General features: G+C 64.1%; 18 protein-coding genes, 2 pseudogenes and 1 other annotated feature. Of the genes and pseudogenes, 13 read left to right on the top strand and 7 right to left on the bottom strand.

Annotation, left to right across the window (positions count from 1 at the left end):
- The first annotated feature begins 18 nt into the window (after positions 1-18).
- Together ASG74_RS15110 and ASG74_RS17020 are read left to right on the top strand one after the other, a co-directional pair.
- A pseudogene (locus tag ASG74_RS15110) lies at positions 19-1,289 on the top strand (IS3 family transposase).
- Positions 299-430: a sequence feature (AL1L pseudoknot), on the top strand. It overlaps the preceding pseudogene by 132 nt.
- A gap of 70 nt (positions 1,290-1,359) precedes the next feature.
- A pseudogene (locus tag ASG74_RS17020) lies at positions 1,360-2,268 on the top strand (transposase); the annotation flags it as partial.
- Positions 2,269-2,440: 172 nt separating this feature from the next.
- Here ASG74_RS17020 and ASG74_RS15100 read toward each other — a convergent pair.
- The 3 genes from ASG74_RS15100 to ASG74_RS15090 all read right to left on the bottom strand — a co-directional run bounded on the left by ASG74_RS15100 (position 2,441) and on the right by ASG74_RS15090 (position 4,732).
- Positions 2,441-3,109, bottom strand: a complete 669-nt coding sequence (locus ASG74_RS15100; protein WP_056145488.1) for an N-carbamoylsarcosine amidohydrolase — start codon at positions 3,107-3,109, stop codon at positions 2,441-2,443.
- Positions 3,106-4,014 carry a polysaccharide deacetylase family protein gene (locus ASG74_RS15095; RefSeq protein WP_056145485.1) on the bottom strand — a complete coding sequence of 303 codons (909 nt, stop codon included), beginning with the start codon at positions 4,012-4,014 and terminating at the stop codon, positions 3,106-3,108. Before ASG74_RS15095 ends, ASG74_RS15100 begins: the two co-directional genes overlap by 4 nt.
- Positions 4,015-4,213: 199 nt before the next feature.
- Positions 4,214-4,732 carry a GNAT family N-acetyltransferase gene (locus ASG74_RS15090; RefSeq protein ID WP_156465434.1) on the bottom strand — a complete coding sequence of 173 codons (519 nt, stop codon included), beginning with the start codon at positions 4,730-4,732 and terminating at the stop codon, positions 4,214-4,216.
- A gap of 389 nt (positions 4,733-5,121) precedes the next feature.
- Here ASG74_RS15090 and ASG74_RS15085 point away from each other — a divergent pair, with 389 nt between their 5' ends.
- From ASG74_RS15085 to ASG74_RS15035, 11 genes are all read left to right on the top strand, one after another.
- Positions 5,122-6,579: a Rieske 2Fe-2S domain-containing protein gene (locus tag ASG74_RS15085; RefSeq protein WP_056145479.1), complete on the top strand. Its 1,458-nt coding sequence runs from the start codon at positions 5,122-5,124 to the stop codon at positions 6,577-6,579.
- Entirely contained in the window at positions 6,576-7,244 is a 669-nt protein-coding gene (locus ASG74_RS15080) for a 3-phenylpropionate/cinnamic acid dioxygenase subunit beta (protein WP_082569815.1), read from the top strand. The genes ASG74_RS15085 and ASG74_RS15080 overlap by 4 nt, the downstream gene beginning before the upstream one ends.
- The gene (locus ASG74_RS15075) at positions 7,241-7,615 is read left to right on the top strand and encodes a hypothetical protein (RefSeq protein ID WP_235499029.1); all 375 of its coding nucleotides are present in this window, start codon (positions 7,241-7,243) and stop codon (positions 7,613-7,615) included. Before ASG74_RS15080 ends, ASG74_RS15075 begins: the two co-directional genes overlap by 4 nt.
- Entirely contained in the window at positions 7,612-8,424 is an 813-nt protein-coding gene (gene hcaB, locus ASG74_RS15070) for a 3-(cis-5,6-dihydroxycyclohexa-1,3-dien-1-yl)propanoate dehydrogenase (RefSeq protein WP_056145476.1), read from the top strand. The genes ASG74_RS15075 and hcaB overlap by 4 nt, the downstream gene beginning before the upstream one ends.
- Positions 8,425-8,448: 24 nt before the next feature.
- Entirely contained in the window at positions 8,449-8,643 is a 195-nt protein-coding gene (locus tag ASG74_RS15065; RefSeq protein ID WP_056145472.1) for a ferredoxin, read from the top strand.
- A gap of 1 nt (position 8,644) precedes the next feature.
- The gene (locus ASG74_RS15060) at positions 8,645-9,877 is read left to right on the top strand and encodes an NAD(P)/FAD-dependent oxidoreductase (RefSeq protein ID WP_056145469.1); all 1,233 of its coding nucleotides are present in this window, start codon (positions 8,645-8,647) and stop codon (positions 9,875-9,877) included.
- A complete protein-coding gene (locus tag ASG74_RS15055; RefSeq protein ID WP_056145465.1) occupies positions 9,874-10,587 on the top strand; it encodes a class II aldolase/adducin family protein in 714 nt (237 codons plus the stop codon). The genes ASG74_RS15060 and ASG74_RS15055 overlap by 4 nt, the downstream gene beginning before the upstream one ends.
- 39 nt (positions 10,588-10,626) lie before the next feature.
- The gene (locus ASG74_RS15050; RefSeq protein WP_056145462.1) at positions 10,627-11,418 is read left to right on the top strand and encodes an IclR family transcriptional regulator; all 792 of its coding nucleotides are present in this window, start codon (positions 10,627-10,629) and stop codon (positions 11,416-11,418) included.
- Between the two features lie 46 nt (positions 11,419-11,464).
- Positions 11,465-12,172: a class II aldolase/adducin family protein gene (locus ASG74_RS15045; RefSeq protein WP_056145459.1), complete on the top strand. Its 708-nt coding sequence runs from the start codon at positions 11,465-11,467 to the stop codon at positions 12,170-12,172.
- Between the two features lie 6 nt (positions 12,173-12,178).
- On the top strand, positions 12,179-13,066 hold the full coding sequence (locus ASG74_RS15040; protein ID WP_056145455.1) for a DMT family transporter: 888 nt from the start codon (positions 12,179-12,181) through the stop codon (positions 13,064-13,066).
- Positions 13,067-13,139: 73 nt separating this feature from the next.
- Positions 13,140-14,495 carry an IS256 family transposase gene (locus tag ASG74_RS15035; protein ID WP_442910091.1) on the top strand — a complete coding sequence of 452 codons (1,356 nt, stop codon included), beginning with the start codon at positions 13,140-13,142 and terminating at the stop codon, positions 14,493-14,495.
- Between the two features lie 389 nt (positions 14,496-14,884).
- Here the strand turns inward: ASG74_RS15035 and ASG74_RS15030 are convergent, their stop codons facing one another.
- The 4 genes from ASG74_RS15030 to ASG74_RS17015 all read right to left on the bottom strand — a co-directional run bounded on the left by ASG74_RS15030 (position 14,885) and on the right by ASG74_RS17015 (position 18,366).
- Positions 14,885-15,874, bottom strand: coding sequence for a hypothetical protein (locus ASG74_RS15030; protein WP_056145452.1), 990 nt, complete (start codon positions 15,872-15,874; stop codon positions 14,885-14,887).
- A gap of 79 nt (positions 15,875-15,953) precedes the next feature.
- Complete coding sequence (locus tag ASG74_RS15025) at positions 15,954-16,778, bottom strand: ABC transporter permease (protein ID WP_056145449.1); 825 nt, start codon at positions 16,776-16,778, stop codon at positions 15,954-15,956.
- Positions 16,779-16,780: 2 nt separating this feature from the next.
- A complete protein-coding gene (locus ASG74_RS15020; protein WP_082569814.1) occupies positions 16,781-17,587 on the bottom strand; it encodes an ABC transporter permease in 807 nt (268 codons plus the stop codon).
- Positions 17,584-18,366, bottom strand: a complete 783-nt coding sequence (locus tag ASG74_RS17015) for an ABC transporter ATP-binding protein (RefSeq protein WP_082569813.1) — start codon at positions 18,364-18,366, stop codon at positions 17,584-17,586. The genes ASG74_RS15020 and ASG74_RS17015 overlap by 4 nt, the downstream gene beginning before the upstream one ends.
- Between the last annotated feature and the right edge of the window lie 20 nt (positions 18,367-18,386).

The raw sequence follows: 18,386 nt of genomic DNA, 5'->3' as shown, positions 1-18,386 counted from the left end.
CCACGGAAAGGTGGAGTTATGCCAGCACCCAGGAAGTACCCGGACGAGCTGCGTGATCGGGCGCAGCGGTTGGTCGCGGAGGCGATGAGCGAGGACACGTCGTTGTCGCTCAACGCGGCCGTCAAGCGGATTGCGCCGAAGGTCGGGGCGTGCCCGACACGTTGCGCGGGTGGGTCCGTCGAGCAGAGATCGATGAGGGCCGCCGGCCCGGGACCACGAGCACGGACGCGGCGTCGATCAAGGCGTTGCAGGCCGAGGTTCGCGAACTCAAGCGAGCCAACGAGATCCTGCTCGCCGCGTCGTCTTTCTTCGCGCGGGAGCTCGACCCGCGACTGCCGTGGTGACCGCGTTCATCGACGCCCACCACGAGAGGTTCGGGGTCGTGCCGATCTGCAGGGTGCTCACTGAGCACGGTTGCCCGATCGCCCCGAGCACGTACTACGCCGCTCGTGCTCGAGGCCTGTCGGCTCGGGCGATGCGTGACGAGCTGGTCCTGGACGAGGTGTGCCGGGTTCACAAGGCGTCCCGGGGCGGGTTGTACGGGGCGAGGAAGATCTACCACCAGTTGCGTCGTGAGGGCGTCACCGTCAATGGGACGCCGGTGGCGCGATGCACGATCGAACGGTTGATGAAAACCGCTGGGATGCAAGGGTTTCGGCGTAATCGCCGCGTTCGGACCACCATTGCGGACGACGCCGCGATCAGGCCCGCGGACCTGGTCAAACGGGACTTCACCGCGACCCGACCGAACGAGCCGTGGGTGGTCGATTTCACCTACGTCGCCACGTTCGCCGGGTTTGTGTACGTCGCGTTCGCCATCGATGTGTTCTCCCGGATGATCGTGGGCTGGCGGGCAGCTTCGTCGATGAAGACTGACCTGCCGCTGGACGCGTTGGACATGGCTTTGTGGAGCCGGAGCCGTGCAGGGCGCGACGTCACCGGGCTGGTCCATCACTCCGACGCGGGCAGCCAGTACACCTCGATCCGGTACACCGACCGGCTCATCGAGGCTGGCCTTCATGCCTCGATCGGGACCGTCGGCGACTCGTACGATAATGCCCTCGCCGAGAGCGTGAACGGCCTCTACAAGGCCGAACTCGTCTACTGGGAAGGGCCGTAGCGCGGCGCGGACGACCTCGAGCTCGCCACCCTCGGCTGGGTGGACTGGTTCAACCACACCAGGCTCCACTCCTCGCTGGCCTACCAAACCCCCGGCAGAGATCGAGGCCAAGTACTACCGTCACAACCACGCCGACGAGCAACCGCTCCCGGCAGCACTGACCGTCTGACAAACCCGGGGCGATTCAGGCGTTGCTGGCCGTGTTGGACCTGGAGTCGATTGAGAAGGCTGGCGGCACGCCCGCTGAGGCGGTGGCGCTGCTGGCGTTGGTCGCCGGGCAGGATGTCGAGCCCGCGGAAGGTTCCGATGGCACCGATGGGCGGTGGCGGATCGCGCCGGACCGCGCCCGACCGGGTGATCTCCACGGTCGACCCGGACACCCGGCACGCGCACAAGAGCCGGGAGCGGCGTCAGGACGGGTTCAAAGCCCACATTGTCATCGAGCCGGACACCGGGCTGAGTACCGCGTTCGCGGTCACCAAGGCCAGCGGTCCCGAGAACAGCGACGCCGCTGTGGGGCCGCGCTGCTCGAGCGCGACACCACCATCGAGTCCAGCACCGGGAACAGCCCCGGAGCGGGTTCGAAGGACGTCGAAGCGTCGAACACCGTTGAGGTGTTGGCCGATTCTGCGTATGGCACCGGTGACATGCTGGCCCGCCTGGGGAAGGCAGGGCACACCCCGGTGATCAAGCCGTGGCCCAGCCGGCCCGCGGTCGAGGGCGGGTTCATCATCGATGACTTCGCCTACGACCAGGACGCTGGCACGCTAACCTGCCCCGCCGGGGTGACCCGCTCGTTGAGCGCGAAGCGGACCGTGACCTTCGGCGTGGCCTGCCCGGGCTGTCCGCTGCGCGCCCGCTGCACCGCCGCCACCAGCGGCCGCACCGTGAACGTTCATAAGCACGAGCAACTCCAGCGCGAGCACCGGGCCCGCGCCAAAGACCCGGCCTTCCAGGACACCTACCGGACCCATCGGCCGATGGTCGAACGATCGATCGCGTGGCTCGTGCGAGGCAACCGGCGCGTGCCCTACCGCGGCGTCGCGAAGAACAACGCGTGGCTGCACCACCGTGCCGCCGCCCTGAACCTGCGTCGACTCCTGGCCCTGGTACTGACCAACAACAACGGAGCTTGGACGCTGGCCTGAGCAGGCCAGCAGCATGCCCTTGACCGGCCATGCCCTTGACCGGCCCACACAATCGACCACACGGGCAGCGCAAACTCGTTGTCGCGCCCCGTGAGGGCTGACTCAACCACTGCGCATTGGAGAGGTCCTGCCCGTCCCGCTGCTCAAACTGACGCCCCGGACCGCCAGTTGATCAGCAGTCTCCTAGGCCCGAGAGATACGCCACTGCCTCCGCCAACGTGACTACGTCCCCGTATTTGGCATCGATGTCGAAGAGGCTCGCGGCGTGCGGCAGAGCCGCACGGTCACCGACTGCCTCCTCGACGACGATGGTATTGAAGCCGTAGGAGCAGGAGTCGACCGCCGTGGCTCGGACACACCCGCTAGTTGTGCACCCGGCGATGATCAGCGTGTCAACCTTACGGGTGACCAGCCGGGCGGCGAGGTCCGTACCGAAGAAGCACGAGGCGTACTTCTTTATCAGGGTCGTCTCGTTTGCTCGCTGCCCAAGGCGCTTGTCGACCTCTACCCACTCGCTGCCCTCGACCAGCCAACCGTTGGCCGGGATCTTCCGAATCCAGACGCCGGCCTCCTGCAACTCCGCGTCGTACGCGACCGTCGAGAAGATGACCGGAATCCCTGCCGCCCGGGCCGGCTCCAGCAACCGGTTGGTGGCCGCGAGTTGGCTGTCCAGTGCCCCAGCGAGGGGCGAGCGCAGATCAGTGAAACCGGTGATGAAGTCGACCGCGAGCAAGGCTGGCCGCTGGCCAAACCCGACCCGACTGCCGAACCCCTTGTCTCGGAATTCTTGGCGCAGCCGCGCGTACTCTGCCAGCACCAAACTTGCGGAACCTTCGCTCATCGGGACTCCTCCCCCCTACCCTGTGCCGGCGTCGGTCGATCGTCTGCGGCACGTTGGGCGCGATAGGCGTCGGCGATCTCATCGCTTGTCGCCAGCCAAACCCCTTCGTGCCCGGCGATGTATTCGAGCGCCTGATCGAGATACTTGTGCCGGAAGGGCTGGTTCACGCTGAACGGGTGGATGCATAGCGCCATCACTCGGCCGCTCTCGGCGGCATCCGCGTACAGTTGATCGAGTTGGTCCTTTACGGCCTGGAGAAATTCCGGACCGGTGTAGCTCTTGCTGACAAACAGGGTGACGTCGTTCATCTCGATGGAATACGGCACGCTTAGCATGCCCGGAACAGCCAGTTCATAAGGCTGGTCATCGTTGGTCCAGTCCAGTGTGTATCCGAGGCCCAGCTCCGCCAGCAGTGACGGTGTCTCAAACGTCTCGGTCAGCGCCGGTCCCAGCCAGCCTTGGGGGCGGCGGCCCGTCGCCGCCTCGATCGTCGTCACTACATCCGTCAGGTAGGCGCGCTCCTCGTCGCGGCTCATTCCGGCCTCGAAAGTCGAGTTGTCGCGGCCGTGCGCCAGCCAGGCCCAGTTGCGCTCCAGCCCCGCCTGCATGATCTGCGGGTAACGGCTGCACACGTCGGCGTTGAGCAGCACGCTCGCCGGAACTCCGTGCCTGTCTAGGCTTTCGATCAGCCGCCAGATCCCCACCCGCGCCCCGTAGTCGCGCCAGCCGTAGTTGAGAGGGTCAGGAACGAGGCCCGCGGTTCCCCCGAAAATGCTGGTGGACGGCTTGTCAATCTGGTAGTGCTCGATGTTGAGGCCGAGGTAGAAAGCGACTCGCGCACCCCCAGGCCAGATGAGGGGTAGGCGCTCATAGATCGGGCTGTACGGGAAAAGTTGATTGTCCATGGGCGGGCCGTCCTGTCGGCAGAAGTGAGACGGCACTGTCTGCAGCAGAACCGTCTTCTGCCGAATGTCTAGGCGACCTCAGCGCTGCCTGTCAAGCACTACGGGCAGCTCGATGGGTCTTGGAAGCTCACGTCGAAGTTCGCGGTCACGAAGACGGACCATCGGGCTTGGGATGGGTGGCCGTGTACGCTGGAAGGGCTCAGTTGGCGTCCGTGATGCCTCGATGCAGCGCGAAGACGAGTACCTGCCGGTCGTGCAACGCGTCGGTACGCAGGGTGGACATGCCCAGTCTCTGCGCCACGGAGACCGAGGCGTGATTCTCGGGCGCGACGCAAGCGGTTAGGTACGGGACGTCGAGCCGGGCGAGTCCCCAATGCAGCCAGGCGCGACCAGCTTCAGTGGCTAAGCCGCAACCCTGCGCGTCGGTGCGCAGCACCCACCCCACCTCAACCTCGTCGAACTGCGGCCAGTAGTGCAGGCCGCCCCGCCCTAGGAACCTGTCGCTGGCCCGGTCGTGGATGCCCACCCGCCCGTAACCGCGAGTCTCCCACATGGTCTCGGCCTCTTCGAGCCGGCGCTGGTGGCCGGCTTTATCCATAGGCAGCAGGAAGCGGGTCACTTGTGGGTCCGAGTAGAGGTCCAGCATGTCGGGCAGGTAACTAGGGGTGAGCGGCCGCATCACCAGTCGCTCGGTGGTGAGGGCGATCCTGTCTTGCACGAACTCCTCCCGTCGGTAGGTGCTACCAATCTCGGGGCGCACTCTGTCGATCCACGGCTGACGGGTTCCGGCCGCTTGCGGTCTCGGATTCTACGACGGTGGCTGAGACTGCCGAGCAATAGCAACCAACTATCCCCTTTGAAAGGGTCAGCCGGACGCACGGAATGGCCTGACTGTCGACATCCGAAGGCTGGGCCGGAGGCAGTTCGTGAGGAGTCCGTCGACGAAGTCCCCGCCCAGCGACGAGGATGAGGCGTCCTCCTGTCGTGATACCCCAGCGGTGCCACGAAGACCCCCACGAATGCTTGACGTACCCCCTCATGGGGCGCTCTACTTGTCAGAGAGATACTCTTCCTGGCAGAACGACCGTCACCTTAGGGGTTCAACCGATGACAGACCAGACCGGCCTCCTCGCCGATGTCCGACGCGGCATGATTCCCGCGCACGTGTACAACGACCGGGGGATCTTCGAACTCGAAAAGGATCGGGTCTTCTCCCGGGCCTGGGTTTTCGTGGCGCACGAGTCCGAGATCGCTAAGCCCGGCGACTACGTCGTTCGCCGGGTGCTGCAGGACTCCTTCATCGTCACCCGCGACGAGCAGGGCGTCATCCGAGCGCATTTCAACATGTGCTTGCACCGCGGCATGCAGGTGTGTCGGGCGGAGATGGGCAACGCAAGCCACTTCCGCTGTCCCTACCACGGCTGGTCGTACCGTAATGATGGTCGTATCGTCGGGCTACCTTTCCACCAAGATGCCTACGGCGGCGAAGCGGGCTTTGAGCGCAAGGGTCAGCGTCTACTCCCCGCGCCGAACTTGGCGAGCTACAACGGCATGATCTTCCTGTCGATGGATCCTGACGCTCCGCGGCTCGAGGACTTTCTCGGGGACTTCAAGTTTTACCTGGACTTTTACACTAAGCAGAGCTCCAGCGGCATCGAGCTACGCGGTCCGCAGCGATGGCGGATCAAGGCGAACTGGAAGATCGGCGCCGAAAACTTCGCCGGCGACATGTATCACACGCCGCAGACACACACCTCGGTGGTCGAGATCGGCCTTTTCCGTGAACCGAAGGCCGAGAAGCGTAAATCGGGGGCCACCTACTGGGCCGGTGCTGGTGGCGGGACCACCTATAAGCTGCCTGACGGCGACCTGGACCAGCGCCTGCGCTACGTGGGCTACCCCCAGGAGATGGTGGACCGGATGAAGGAGCAGTTATCCGAAGACCAGCTGAAGGTTATCGGCGAAGACGGCTTCATGATCAGTGCTGCGACCGTCTACCCGAACTTGTCGTTCGTGCACAACTGGCCTCGGGTTGGCGAGTCCGATGACGTGCTGCCCTTCATTTCTATTCGGCAGTGGCAGCCAATCAGCGAGGACGAGACCGAGGTGCTGTCCTGGTTCGCCGTGGACGCAGAGGCCTCAGAGGAGTTCAAGGCGCTGAGTTACAAGGCCTACCTGATGTGCTTCGGCTCGACCGGCATGTTCGAACAGGACGACGTGGAGAACTGGGTGTCGCTGACCAACACTGCCGCGGGCTCCATGGCCCGCCGTTTACTGCTCAACAGCCGTATGGGCATTCTGAAGAACGGCTCGGAAGTGAGCCCCGAGTTGACCCAAGAACAGTTCCACGGTCCTGGCTCGGCACGCACCGGGTACTCCGAGCACAACCAGCGGGCGCTGCTAAACCGGTGGGCCGACGACTTGGAAAAGGCCCCAGCCACAGCTTCTACCCTAGAGGTCGGTGGTTCAGACCCGGGTGCGCAGCACTCGGCCGCCGGGGCGACGCCACAGGCCAGTGGGGCAATCCTGGCGGCAGGTGCTTCCGAAGCGGTGGCTGAGTCATGAGCTCCGGCGGACACACCCCCGTGAATCCGGGCACCGCAGCTATCACTGGTCCGCAGGCGGGCCCCACGTCCCAATCGATCGGAGAGTCGGCGGAGACGCTAAGTGAACGATCGGTGCTGGGGAAGCAAGCCTCGCGCGTGCAGAGAGTCGGGCGGAGTCTGCCCTTCAACGACCCGCTCCACCTCCAAGCGCACCACTGGTTGGTAAACGAAGCGTGGCTACTCGATGCGCAGGCTTACGGTGAGTGGCTCGACCTCATGACCGACGACGTGCACTACCTCATGCCTGTGCGGGTCACTACAGCGCTCGGGGCAGGATTCGACACCTCGCCTGGGATGGCGCACTTCGATGAGAACAAGTACTCGCTCTCCCGCCGGGTAGCCCGTTTCCTCACGGAGCACGCTTGGACTGAGGACCCGCCCTCCCGGCTCCGACACCACCTCACTAACGTGCGGACCTTCGCCACCGAGCAGGAGGACCACCTGATTGTGGAATCCGCCACCCTGCTATTCCGCAGCCGGGGCGACGTTCGCGCAGGCTCCTTCGTTTCCGCCGGGAGAGAGGATCTCCTGCGCCGCGTGGACAGTCACTGGTACCTAGCCCGCCGGGTGATCATGGTCGACGACTCCGTCATACGGATGCAGAACCTGGCGATCTTCCTGTGAGCCTGAGCTGGGAAGGAGAGGACGTCGACGCAGCCGCTGCCCGTCGCGCGGCGGCGGAGCACGCGTCGCTCCTGCAGGACGCGCTGGGCGAGGTGATCTCCATCGCCAACGAGTTCGCCGAGGCGCGAGTCCGCCGCGTGGACACTCGCAACGGCAGCCGGCTTCTCATCGAGTCACCAAAATCCGGACAGTGGGTGGCGCTGGACTCGCTTGAGCTCGAGGCGCTCACGTGGCAGACCACAGCCACGTTCTCCGCGATGATCGGCAACCCCTTTGGGCCGCTTTTTCCCGAGGAAACGGGTGGGGTCATCTCCGACGGCTCGATGGGCGAGGCTGGCGAACTGGACGTCCCCAAGGGTCGGCGTCAGTGACTGGGGAGGGTTGGCTGGAGGGCCGACGCGCGCTTGTGGTCGGCGCTGGCTCCGGTATCGGTCGAGCTATCGTAGACGTCTTCCTGGCCCAGGGCGCCCAAGTCGCGGTGCTCGAACGGGACGCCGGGAAAAGCCAGGCGCTGCGTGACTCGCTGCCTCAGGTGCCCGTCACGGTCGGCGACGCCACGAAGCAGCAGGCCAACGACGAGGCCGTGGCCGCAGCGGTGCAAGCCTTTGGGGGGCTGGATGTCTTGGTCAACTGCGTCGGGGTCTTCGATTTTTACCGCAGCATCACCGATCTGGACCCAGATCAGTTGACTACAGCGTTCGAGGAAATCTTTCGAACCAACGTGCTGTCTCATCTGCAGTCTGTGAAGGCCGCGCTGCCGCACCTCCAGGCTTCCGGCCACGGCACCATACTGCTCACCGAATCTACGTCGTCCTACTACCCGGGCCGGGGAGGCGTGCTCTACCTGTCTTCCAAGTTCGCTGTGCGCGGCTTGGTGACCGCGCTTGCCCACGACCTGGCACCCGAGGTAAGGGTTAATGGTGTCGCCCCGGGCGGCACGCTGGGCACCGACCTCCGCGGTTTGTCGAGCCTAGGCGCAGCCGATCGCAGCCTAGGCGACACGCCCGGCCGGGCCGCGGAACTGGCTTCCCGAGTGCCGCTAAAGGTGGCGCTGTCCGGGGAGGACCACGCTTGGAGTTACGTCTTCCTAGCGTCCGACCGCGCTCGTGGCATCACTGGCGGGGTCGTGCACCCCGACGGCGGGATAGGCGTCAGCGCCGCCCCGAAGAAGCGTTCCTGACCCACTACATCGAAAGGATTCCCCATGCCCCGCTTGCTCGCCGACGTCGAGGTCTGTCAGGGATACGGCAACTGCATCACTGGCGCGCCCGATGTCTACGACATCGACGACGACGGCAAGGTGGTGCTCCTCAAGGTAGAGATCGCCGAGCCCGACCGGGGTCGGGTCGAGGAGGCCGCACGGAGTTGCCCGGTCAACGCCCTGACGGTTTTGGACTGACGTGGCATCTTCGAAAGTGGTGGTGATCGTCGGGTCCTCCGTCGCTGGCGTGCGCTGTGCACAGGCCTTGCGTTCGGAGGGCTTCCCAGGCCGGGTCGTCCTAGTCGGGGAGGAGTCCGAACTCCCCTATGACAAGCCCCCACTGTCCAAGCAGTTCCTCGCAGGCGATTGGGACACCGATAGGGTGAGCCTGCTGACCGCCGAGCGTGCAGTTGAGTTGGACGTCGAACTCCGGTTGGGGGTGGCTGCCCAGCGATTGGACGTCGCCGGGCGCCGGGTGTACCTCGCCGACGGGTTGGCGCTCGACTGGGACGCCGTTGTCTTGGCCACGGGCGCCGCCGCGCGTCCCTCGCCGTGGCCTGCGATTTCCGGCGTTCACGTCATTCGCACGCTATCGGATGCCAGGGCGCTGCGAGCCGACCTTGATGCTGACGCACAGGTGGTGGTGGTCGGCGGGGGCTTTATCGGCGCAGAGGTGGCCGCCACAGCGAGTGCACTGGGCCGCAAAGTGACGGTAGTGGACCCGTTACGGACACCGATCGGGCGAGTCGTGGGCACGAGCGTGGGGGAATACTTCACCTCGCTGCACCACCGGCACGGGGTGCGGACCCGGTTCGGCGTCGGCGTCACGTCGGTCTCCGGAACTGCAGGAAATCTGATCGTGGCACTTTCGGACGGCGCTGAGCTTTCCGCCGGCACGGTGGTCGTTGGGATTGGCGCCAGGCCCAACGACGGCTGGCTGATTGGTTCCGGGCTCCTGGTGGAGAACGGCGTCACGTGCGACGAGTACTGCCGCTCGGTCGACGCGCCGGACGTCTACGCGATCGGGGATCTAGCCCGCTGGTTCCGCCCGGGCCTCGACCAGCACGTCAGGGTCGAGCACTGGACCAACGCGGTCGAGACCGCGGTTGTCGCGGCGCACAACATCGCCCATCCGGACGACCTGCGCGCACACGCCCCCGTCGAGTACGTGTGGAGCGACCAGTACGACTGGAAGGTGCAGATCGTCGGCCGCCCGGCCATGTCCACCAGGCACGAACTGATCGGTTCTTGGGACGGCGCCTCCGCTCGGGGAGCTGCCGTGTACAGCGACGACAGCGGCCAGCTCAGGGGGGTGGTCACGGTCAACTGGCCGAAGGCACTGGTCGTGGGCCGGCGATTGATGAGCACCGGCGAGACGTTCGACGAGGCGATGGCGCAGCTCGGGGCACTCCCCTCGGCGGGGACGCGATGACTTTGGACGACGAGCGGCAACTGATTGCCGCAGCCTGCCGGATCCTCGCGGCGCGCGGACTCGCCCCTGGCTACCTCGGTCACGTAAGCTTGCGCGTCGACTCCGAGCGGCTGCTCATCCGCTGCCGTGGACCTCTTGAGCGTGGCTTGGCTTGGACAACGCCGGACGACGTCCGCCTCGTCGACTTCGACGGTGCGCCGGGGGCCGAGGGTGAACTCGACGGTTGGACAGCCCCTAACGAACTGCCGCTGCACAGCGAAGTGCTCCGCACCCGCCCAGACGTCGGCGCCGTGGTGCACGCACACCCGCCGGCCGTGGTCGCCGCCGACCTGGCGGGGCTCGGTGTTAGGCCGATCATCGGCGCGTACGACATCCCGGGTGCCAGACTTGCGGCCGGTGGGGTGCCGGTTTATGGACGCGGCGTTCTGGTGCGCAACCAGAAGCTCGCGGCGGAGATGGTGACGGCGATGGCCGGGCGCCCAGTTGTGATTCTGCGCGGTCACGGCCTCACCAGCGCTGGCACGGGCGTCCGGGACGCTGTGCTCAACGCGATCGCAGTCGACCAGATCGCCCAATTGTCCCTGGCCGTTGTTTCCGCTGGCGGTGTCCTGAAGGATCTGCCCGCAGAGGACATGGCCGAACTCCCCGATCTGGGCGGTGCGTTCAACCACGAGACCGCTTGGCGGCATGAACTGGCCAGGCTCAGGTGATGTTCGTGCGAGGCAGTCAGCGCGCCGTAGGCTCAGCGCATGGATGGTGCCGAGTTCCAGCCCGCGACCGAATACGGTGCGCCCCCCCGTTACCCGATCGAGTCGGTGGACAACGCGCTTCGCATTTTGTTGTTGTTGGGCGAGCGCCCCATGCTGCGGCTGACCGACGTCAGCCAGTACCTTGGAGTGGCTTCCTCGACCGCACACCGGCTGCTGGCGATGCTGCAGTACCGCGGTTTCGTCCGACAGGACGTCCCCACTCGCACGTACTTGCCTGGACCAACACTGAACGGGCTGGCCTTCGGGGTGCTGCGCCAGCTCGACGTCCGGACCTTGGCCCGGCCGGTGTTGGAGAAACTAAACGTAGAGGTGCAGGAGACCGTCCACCTAGGCCGGCTCGAGGCCAGCGACGTGCACTTCATCGACTCCATCGAGAGCTCTCGAGCCCTCCGGGTAGGCAGCCGCTTAGGCCGCTCTATGCCAGCGCACTGCACATCGAACGGCAAGGCGATGCTCGCCACCCTGACCGACGCCCAGTTGCTGACGCTCTACCCGCACGAGGAACTGCGGCAGTTAACACCCCGTTCGGTGAGCACCCGCACTCAGCTGTTGGACGTGCTCGAAGGGGTCCGCGCTCAGGGCTTTGCCAGCAGCGAGGAAGAGAGCGAGGAAGGCGTCAGCTCAGTGGCGGTCGCGCTACCCGCCCGTCGCACGACGCGCCTGGCGGTGACCGCCTCCGCGCCGCAGAGCCGGCTATCGGAGAGCGCGCGCAAGGACATCCTCGGCCACCTCTTCGCAGCCGTCGAGGAGATCGACCGGCTACTACTCTAGGCCTCCGCGGTCGCGGGGCCTTCACCCCAAGGGAACAGAGCACTCCATGACCACCACCAGCCTGACCGATCAATTGCGCGTCGACGTAGCCACCTCCTGCCGGGTGCTGGCGTCCGCCGGGCAGGGTGACCTAATTTGGGGACACTCCTCAGCTCGGGACCCACACGGCCGCGGGGTGTGGTTGAAGGCCGCCGAATGGGGATTGGACGAGGTCGACCGCGACCGCGTGCACTTGGTCAGCCCCGAGGGTGAGGTGCTCGAAGGCGAAGGGACGAGACACAGCGAATACCCCATCCACACGGAGGTGATGGCGGCGCGGCCCGACATCGGCGGTGTGGTGCACACCCACCCGCCGCACGCAGTGGCCTTGGCTGCCACCGGTCAGGACCTGAGGCCAGTGAGCCACGCCGCGAACCTGTTCGTCCCGCCCGGGGTGCCCCGTTTTACCGACACCGCCGACCTCGTGCTGACCAACGAGCTTGGCCGCTCAGTCTCTGCCGTGCTGGGTGAGGCCCGGGGGGTGTTCCTGGTCAACCACGGCATCGTTGCCGTCGGCCCGACCGTGCAGCAGGCGACCGTCGTCGCGGTCGTGCTAGAGCAGGCATGCCGGCAGCAGATCCTCACGCAGACCGCAGGGGGCTGGCCGACCTGGTCGCCGTCCGAGGAGTCCCTAGCCAAACGGGAGCACGTGTACAACGAGCGCGCGCTGAGCGCAGTCTGGGACTACCTGGTTCGCCGGCTGCCGCGGCGCTGACCTGACGTGGGGGAGGCTCTGGCGGTCGCGTCGTTACTGCTGTTCAGCGCTAACGTGCTGGTCATCTCGGCGGCAACCCCTCGGTTAGGTCAGGCCACGGGTTTCCTGATCGCGCTGGCGACCAACGTGGGGGTCGCCCTGCTGTTGCTGGCCGGCCAGTGGGTCCTGCTGCGGCCGCCCGGCCACGTTCAGCCAAAGGCGCTGGCGCTGTTCGCCATCGGCGGCCTGATGACGTCACTGCTGGGGCGGCGTGCGTTCTTCCACTCGATCGCCACCATCGGCCCGACTCGAGCTAGCACGCTGCAGACCACCAACCCGGTCTTCGCGGCTCTCGGCGGGTGGCTGCTACTGGGACAGTCACTGTCGCCGGTGGCGCTGCTGGCCGGGGCGGCGGTGCTAGTCGGCCTCCTGCTGGTGACCCGCGAGCCGAGGGACCGGCGCTCGTCGCGTGGACCTGTCGTCGCGCCCGGTACGGGGTTAGCCTTGCTCGGGGCCGCAGCCTACGGGCTGGGTAACGTGGCCCGGGGGGCGGGAATGCAGCAGTGGCCCGAGCCGGTGGTGGGCAGCCTGGTGGGTGCTGCGGTTGGACTCGTCGGCTATTGCCTCATCGCAGGCGATCGAGGGACCGTGCTTGCTGCCGTCCGGAACGCCGACCCGCAGGGCCGGGCATTGTGGGTGCTGTCCGGCGTGTTGACCATCGGCGCCCAGACCTGTCTCGTGGCGGCCACGGCGACCATCCCGGTGGCCGTGGCGGTGGTCGTATCGGCAGCCGTGCCAGTGGTCGTCCTACCGGTCGGACTGCTGATGCGCAGCCGCGTCGAGCAGGTGGGAGTCTTGACTGGCCTTGGAGTCGTGTTCGTGGCCGGTGGGGTCGTCGCGTTAGTGCTTGGTTGATCCGCTGGAAGGGGCGTGTCAGATGGTCTGTGTAAGCGAGGGGTCTCCTACCTGAAGGAGATTGACTATGGCTATGACCAAGCCGAAGGACGATGCGCAGCGTGAGGAGCCTGAGGCTCGTCGGTTGCGTCGTGAGCTGTTCGACGACGACATGCTCGACAAACTGATGGCCGCGACGGATGAGCGGGGCCTGTCGCTGACGGGTGAGGGCGGGTTCCTACCCGAGATGATCAAGGCTGTCCTCGAGCGCGGGATGCAGGCCGAGCTGACCGACCACTTGGGCTACGAGAAGGGCGACCCGGGCGGGAACGGCTCGGGCAATTCACGCAACGGCACCACCCCGAAGACCGTGGGGACCGAGGTCGGCGACATCGGCTTGGACCAGCCGCGGGATCGTAATTCCACGTTTGGGTCAGCGTTGGTGCCCAAGGGTGCTCGACGGTTGGGCGGGCTCGAGGACATGATCATCTCGCTGTATGCGGGCGGGATGACGATCCGCGATATTCAGCACCATCTGGCTGCGACGCTCGGTACGGAGTTGTCCCACGAGACGATCAGCAATGTCACTGACGCCGTGGCCGACGAGGTCATCGCGTGGCAGACCCGCCCGCTGGAAGCGTTCTACCCGGTCATCTACCTCGACGCGCTGGTGGTCAAGATCCGCGACGGCGCCCACGTGGCCAACCGGGCCGCGCACATCGCCGTCGGCGTGGACATGGACGGCGTCAAGCACGTACTGGGCATCTGGGTCCAAGCCAGCGAGGGCGCGAAGTTCTGGGCATCGGTGTGTGCCGAGCTCGCCAACCGTGGCGTCCAGGACGTGCTGATCGTCTGCTGCGACGGCCTCACAGGCTTCCCTGAGGCCATCGAGGCGACCTGGAGCCAGGCGATGGTCCAAACGTGCGTGGTCCACCTCATCCGCGCCTCGATGCGGTTCGTGTCCTACACCGACCGCAAGGCCGTCGCCACGATGCTGCGCCCGATCTATACCGCTGCGAACGAGGACGCGGCAGCGATCGCGCTGGCCACGTTTGCCGACTCGAAGCTGGGCCAAAAGTACCCCGCCGCCGTGGCGTCATGGAACAACGCGTGGCAGCGGTTCATCCCGTTCCTGGCGTTCGGTCCCGCGCTGCGCAAGGTCATCTACACCACCAACTCGATTGAGTCGCTGAACTTCCAGCTGCGCAAGATCATCAAAAACCGTGGCCACTTCCCCAGCGACGCGGCCGCGATCAAGCTGCTGTGGTTGGCGATCCGCAACATCGAGGACAAGCGTGCTCGTGAACGTGCGAAGGAGGCCGGCACTCCTCGAGGCACTCCCCGAAAGGCCCCCGGCAAGCTCGTCGAAGGCTCCGTCATTCAAGGCTGGAAAGCAGCCCTGGGAGAACTGGCCCTGATCTACCCCGACCGCATCAACACCTACCTGTAACACCCACCGGGACCAGCTCACTAACACAGACAACTCGACAGGCTCGCTGGAAGCGCGTCACAGCGGCCGGCGGTGGGTCTCCAGACGCCAGCGGCCACCCTCGTGTGGCGCCCGGCAAGTCGCCCCACCGGAGATGTCACATCGTCTGTCTAGGTCTTGATCCATCAATAAGCGTAGTGCTGCCCCTAGTGAACCTGAGTGTGAGTTACTTGGAAGAATGGGACGCCCCAGAACCGGTCCCCAGTGCCAGGTAGGGTCCGGCACTTCGAAATATTCCACATGGGCAGGGAAGAATGCAATGCTGACATGCACCGCAGATTATGATGGGCATGTTGAACCACGAATCACCAGCGAACTTCTGGACGTCGTTCACCGTGGCACCGAGGCAATCAGAGCTTGAACGAGCGACTGGCACTCTCGACAAAAATCTCCTCGGGTCGCCAGCGCTTTTTCGCGAGCCCTTGGTCGTAGGAGTAACCGAGAAAAGTCTCGAGCACGTGCCGGTTGGTCTCGATGCCGTAAGTCCAGAAGTCTCGACCCATGGTTTCGACCGTCTCTTCGACGTGATCGGCCAGCCATGGAAGCATAGTCTTTAACGAACTCCGGTACATGAGGTCATCCCTGGCCAACTGCAGCGACTGGTCGAACGCCTTCATCAATGACTTGGCGATCCACGGATGGTTCTCGTAAACGTCCCTCTTGAGGACTACTAGGTGCATGATCGGGAAAATGCCTGTCTTCGCAAAGTAGGCCTTCTCGGCCTCCTTGTAGTTGGGGAAGAGCCTCTTCACGTGGTCGTCCGTATAAAAGCACGATGGAACGTGCGCGGTGAATAAGGCATCGAGTTCCCCGTTCGAAAGCATGGTTGAAAGCGTTTGATCGGGGCCTATTGGTTGCACGGAGACGTCATCGGGCAGATCGAGCGCTATCTTTTCGGACCGACCAGTCTCTTCCACGCCACCCGAGAAGAACTCCATATCGCGCGGATGCACCCCATATTCGTCACGCAGCATGCCACGCTGCCAGACGCCCGCTGTGATCTGGTACTCAGGAACGCCGACGCGCTTGCCCTTGAGATCTTGTGGGTTCGAGATACCACCACGGTCGTTTACGAACATTGTCTGGTGCCGGAAGTATCGCGACGGAAAGGCGGGAAGCGCAACGAATGGAGGGTTCTCCCTGTTCAGGGTGAGCACATAAGACGACATGCTCATTTCGGAAATGTCGAACTCCCTGAAGGAAAGCTGACGAAAGAAGGTCTCCTCTACGGGCAGCGACAAGAAGTTGAGGTCGATGCCCTCCGGAAGCACTCGGTGATCTTCGAGGGCGCGGAATCGGTCGTAATTGACGGACGCAAAGGTGAGTGGGAGGCTGCTCATGCGAATCTACTTCCGATACGGTGCAACTACAACAGCGAGTCTAGGAAGACTCGGTGCAATGGATCCTCACATCCGCCCGTTACTCCGGCTGATACTTGCTGGTGACGCGCGTCTCCAGAGCGCGCAACAGCAAACCGGGTATGACGGCGATGATGATGATGAGCAGGAGTTGTCCCATGATGTGGTCCAGGCGGACTTGGGCAATATTGAGCACCAGTTCATGGCCCAGCCCGTTTGTGGCCGAGATCATGCCCGCGAGCAACAGACCGAGAAGGGTGAGCCCGTATGAAACGCGAATCGCTGTCACCAGCGCGGGCAGCAACGCGGGAATGAGGATTTTGCGCAGCCTCACATACCAAGGCAGCACAAGTACGTCGGCGAGCTTCAGATAGTTTTTGTCGATTGAGGCAGTGGCTACCATGACCAGCAGTGCCATGGGGAAGAAACTGTGGAAGAACGCGAATACTACTCGGCTTTCGTAACCAATTCCCAAGAAGATCAAGAAGATCGGGTAGAGAGTCACCAAGGGTATGGAGTAAAATGCCGAAATAGGCGTCGCGAACACAGCTGCCCAAAATTGCGACATGCCTAGGGCGAAACCTACCAGGGCGCCGAGAGCAATAGCAGCTATTAGACCGACAACGAGCAGGATTAGTGTGATCTCGATGCTCGCTCGATACTCTTCGCGGCCGAAGTCTTGAATCAAGCCTTGGAAGGATTCCCAAGGGCCTGGGAAGACGGCGCTGTGCAATATACCGGCCAGACCCCACCAAATCAGGGTCAATACGGTTGGCAGTAGCAGCAGGTTCACGGCATAAGACAACGGCTTCGGGAACCCCCGCTTGGGAGTGGCGACATTTCCGTTTGTCGTGCGGACGGCGGGAGGGATCTGGGCATCCAACATACTCAACCTTGAATTCTTCGAGTTCTTTTTCGCAACAGCGCGCTGAAAGCCATGTTCAGACCGAAGGCAAATATGAGCACCAGCAGAATGCCGCCGTACATGTTGCCCATGTTGAAGTGTTCACTGGCGTTGGATATAAAGTGGCCTAGACCGTGCGTCGAAAGTATAAATTCGCTAGCGAGCACACCAATGATGCTAAACGATAGAGCGAGTCGGAGCCCCACGTTAATCTGCTCAACCGCGGAGGGAAGAAGGATTTTAACTGTTCGGGCAATAGGTGACAATTGCAGCGAGTCGCTAAGTTTAAGCACCATAGGCGGTGTTGAGTCGAGACCGTCAATGGTCGCGGTGATGACTGCCACAATGGCAAGCAGAGTCGCTAGGAAGACAATCGGCACGAGTCCAACACCAGCAAGGACCACAATCATCGGGTACACCGCGAAGATCGGGATGGCGTAGTAGACGGTCAGCCAGGGATCGACGACCCGGCGCAACGGCGGGAACCGCCACAGAATGAGTCCGATTATCACTCCGAGCAACGAAGCGATCACAAAGCTGAGCCCCATCGCTAGCAACGTCGGGAACAGGTCCGTCGCCCAGAATGGACCGTCTACCAGTAACTTCCCGGCGTGTACCAAGATCTCGCTGAAGGGCGGGAGGGAGAAGGAGTCGATCCAACCCAATCGCGGCGCGAATTCTAGATAGGCCAAAACCAGAATGATCAGCGAAACGATCCAGCCCCTGGGCGTCAGGCCAAGCCGCCGTGGCCTTTGCACGCTTCGGTTAGCACTCCGATGCGCAGCGCTCATACAGAACCACCCTGCCTCGTCAAAGCCTCTTCAGCCTCTGCGCGCAATAGGCCCCAGACCTTCTCAACGAGCTCTGTCGCGTGGGGGTCAGCCAGCAAGGACGGGTCCCGCTCAGCCGGGAGGTGCACGTCCGCATCCAGCACTACTCGGCCGGGCCTCGCACTCATAACAAGAATGCGGTCCGAGAGCAGCACAGCTTCTTGGATGCTATGTGTGACAAAGATGACAGTGGCACCAGTCTGCCGAACCACGCGGAGCAGTTCGAGCCCAAGTATGACCCGAGTTTGCTCGTCAAGCGCACCGAAGGGTTCGTCCGCGAGGATGAGGTCAGGTTCGGTGCTGAGAACTCGCGCGATCGCGACGCGTTGTCGCATGCCACCGGAAAGTTGGTGCGGATACTTCTCAGCGAATTCAGAAAGGCCAACCCGCCGGAGTACCTCAAACGCCACTTCCCGACGTTTTTGGCGGGGGACCTTTTGCGCCTCCAGCGCGAACGCGGCATTGTCGATGACGGTGCGCCAAGGCAGCAGAGCAGCCTCCTGAAAGATGACGCCGGTGTGGGCCCTTGGCCCAGTCAAGGGCGTGCCACCTACGAGAACCTCGCCACCGTAACCTTGGTTGAGCCCAGCGACGATATCGAGAAGGGTCGACTTGCCGCATCCGCTAGGCCCCACTAGCGTCGTGAATGTGCCCGGCGCGAGCGACAGTGTAGTTGGGTCCAGGGCCAGCACCTCGCCATACACCCTGTCGACCTCGTGCAGTTCAACAGCTACGCCCATGTGTTCTTCTCCATCAACTG

Origin of the sequence: Knoellia sp. Soil729 (assembly GCF_001427985.1) — a bacterium.
GTDB lineage: Bacteria > Actinomycetota > Actinomycetes > Actinomycetales > Dermatophilaceae > Knoellia.
This window is presented reverse-complemented; position numbering and strand designations above follow the sequence as displayed.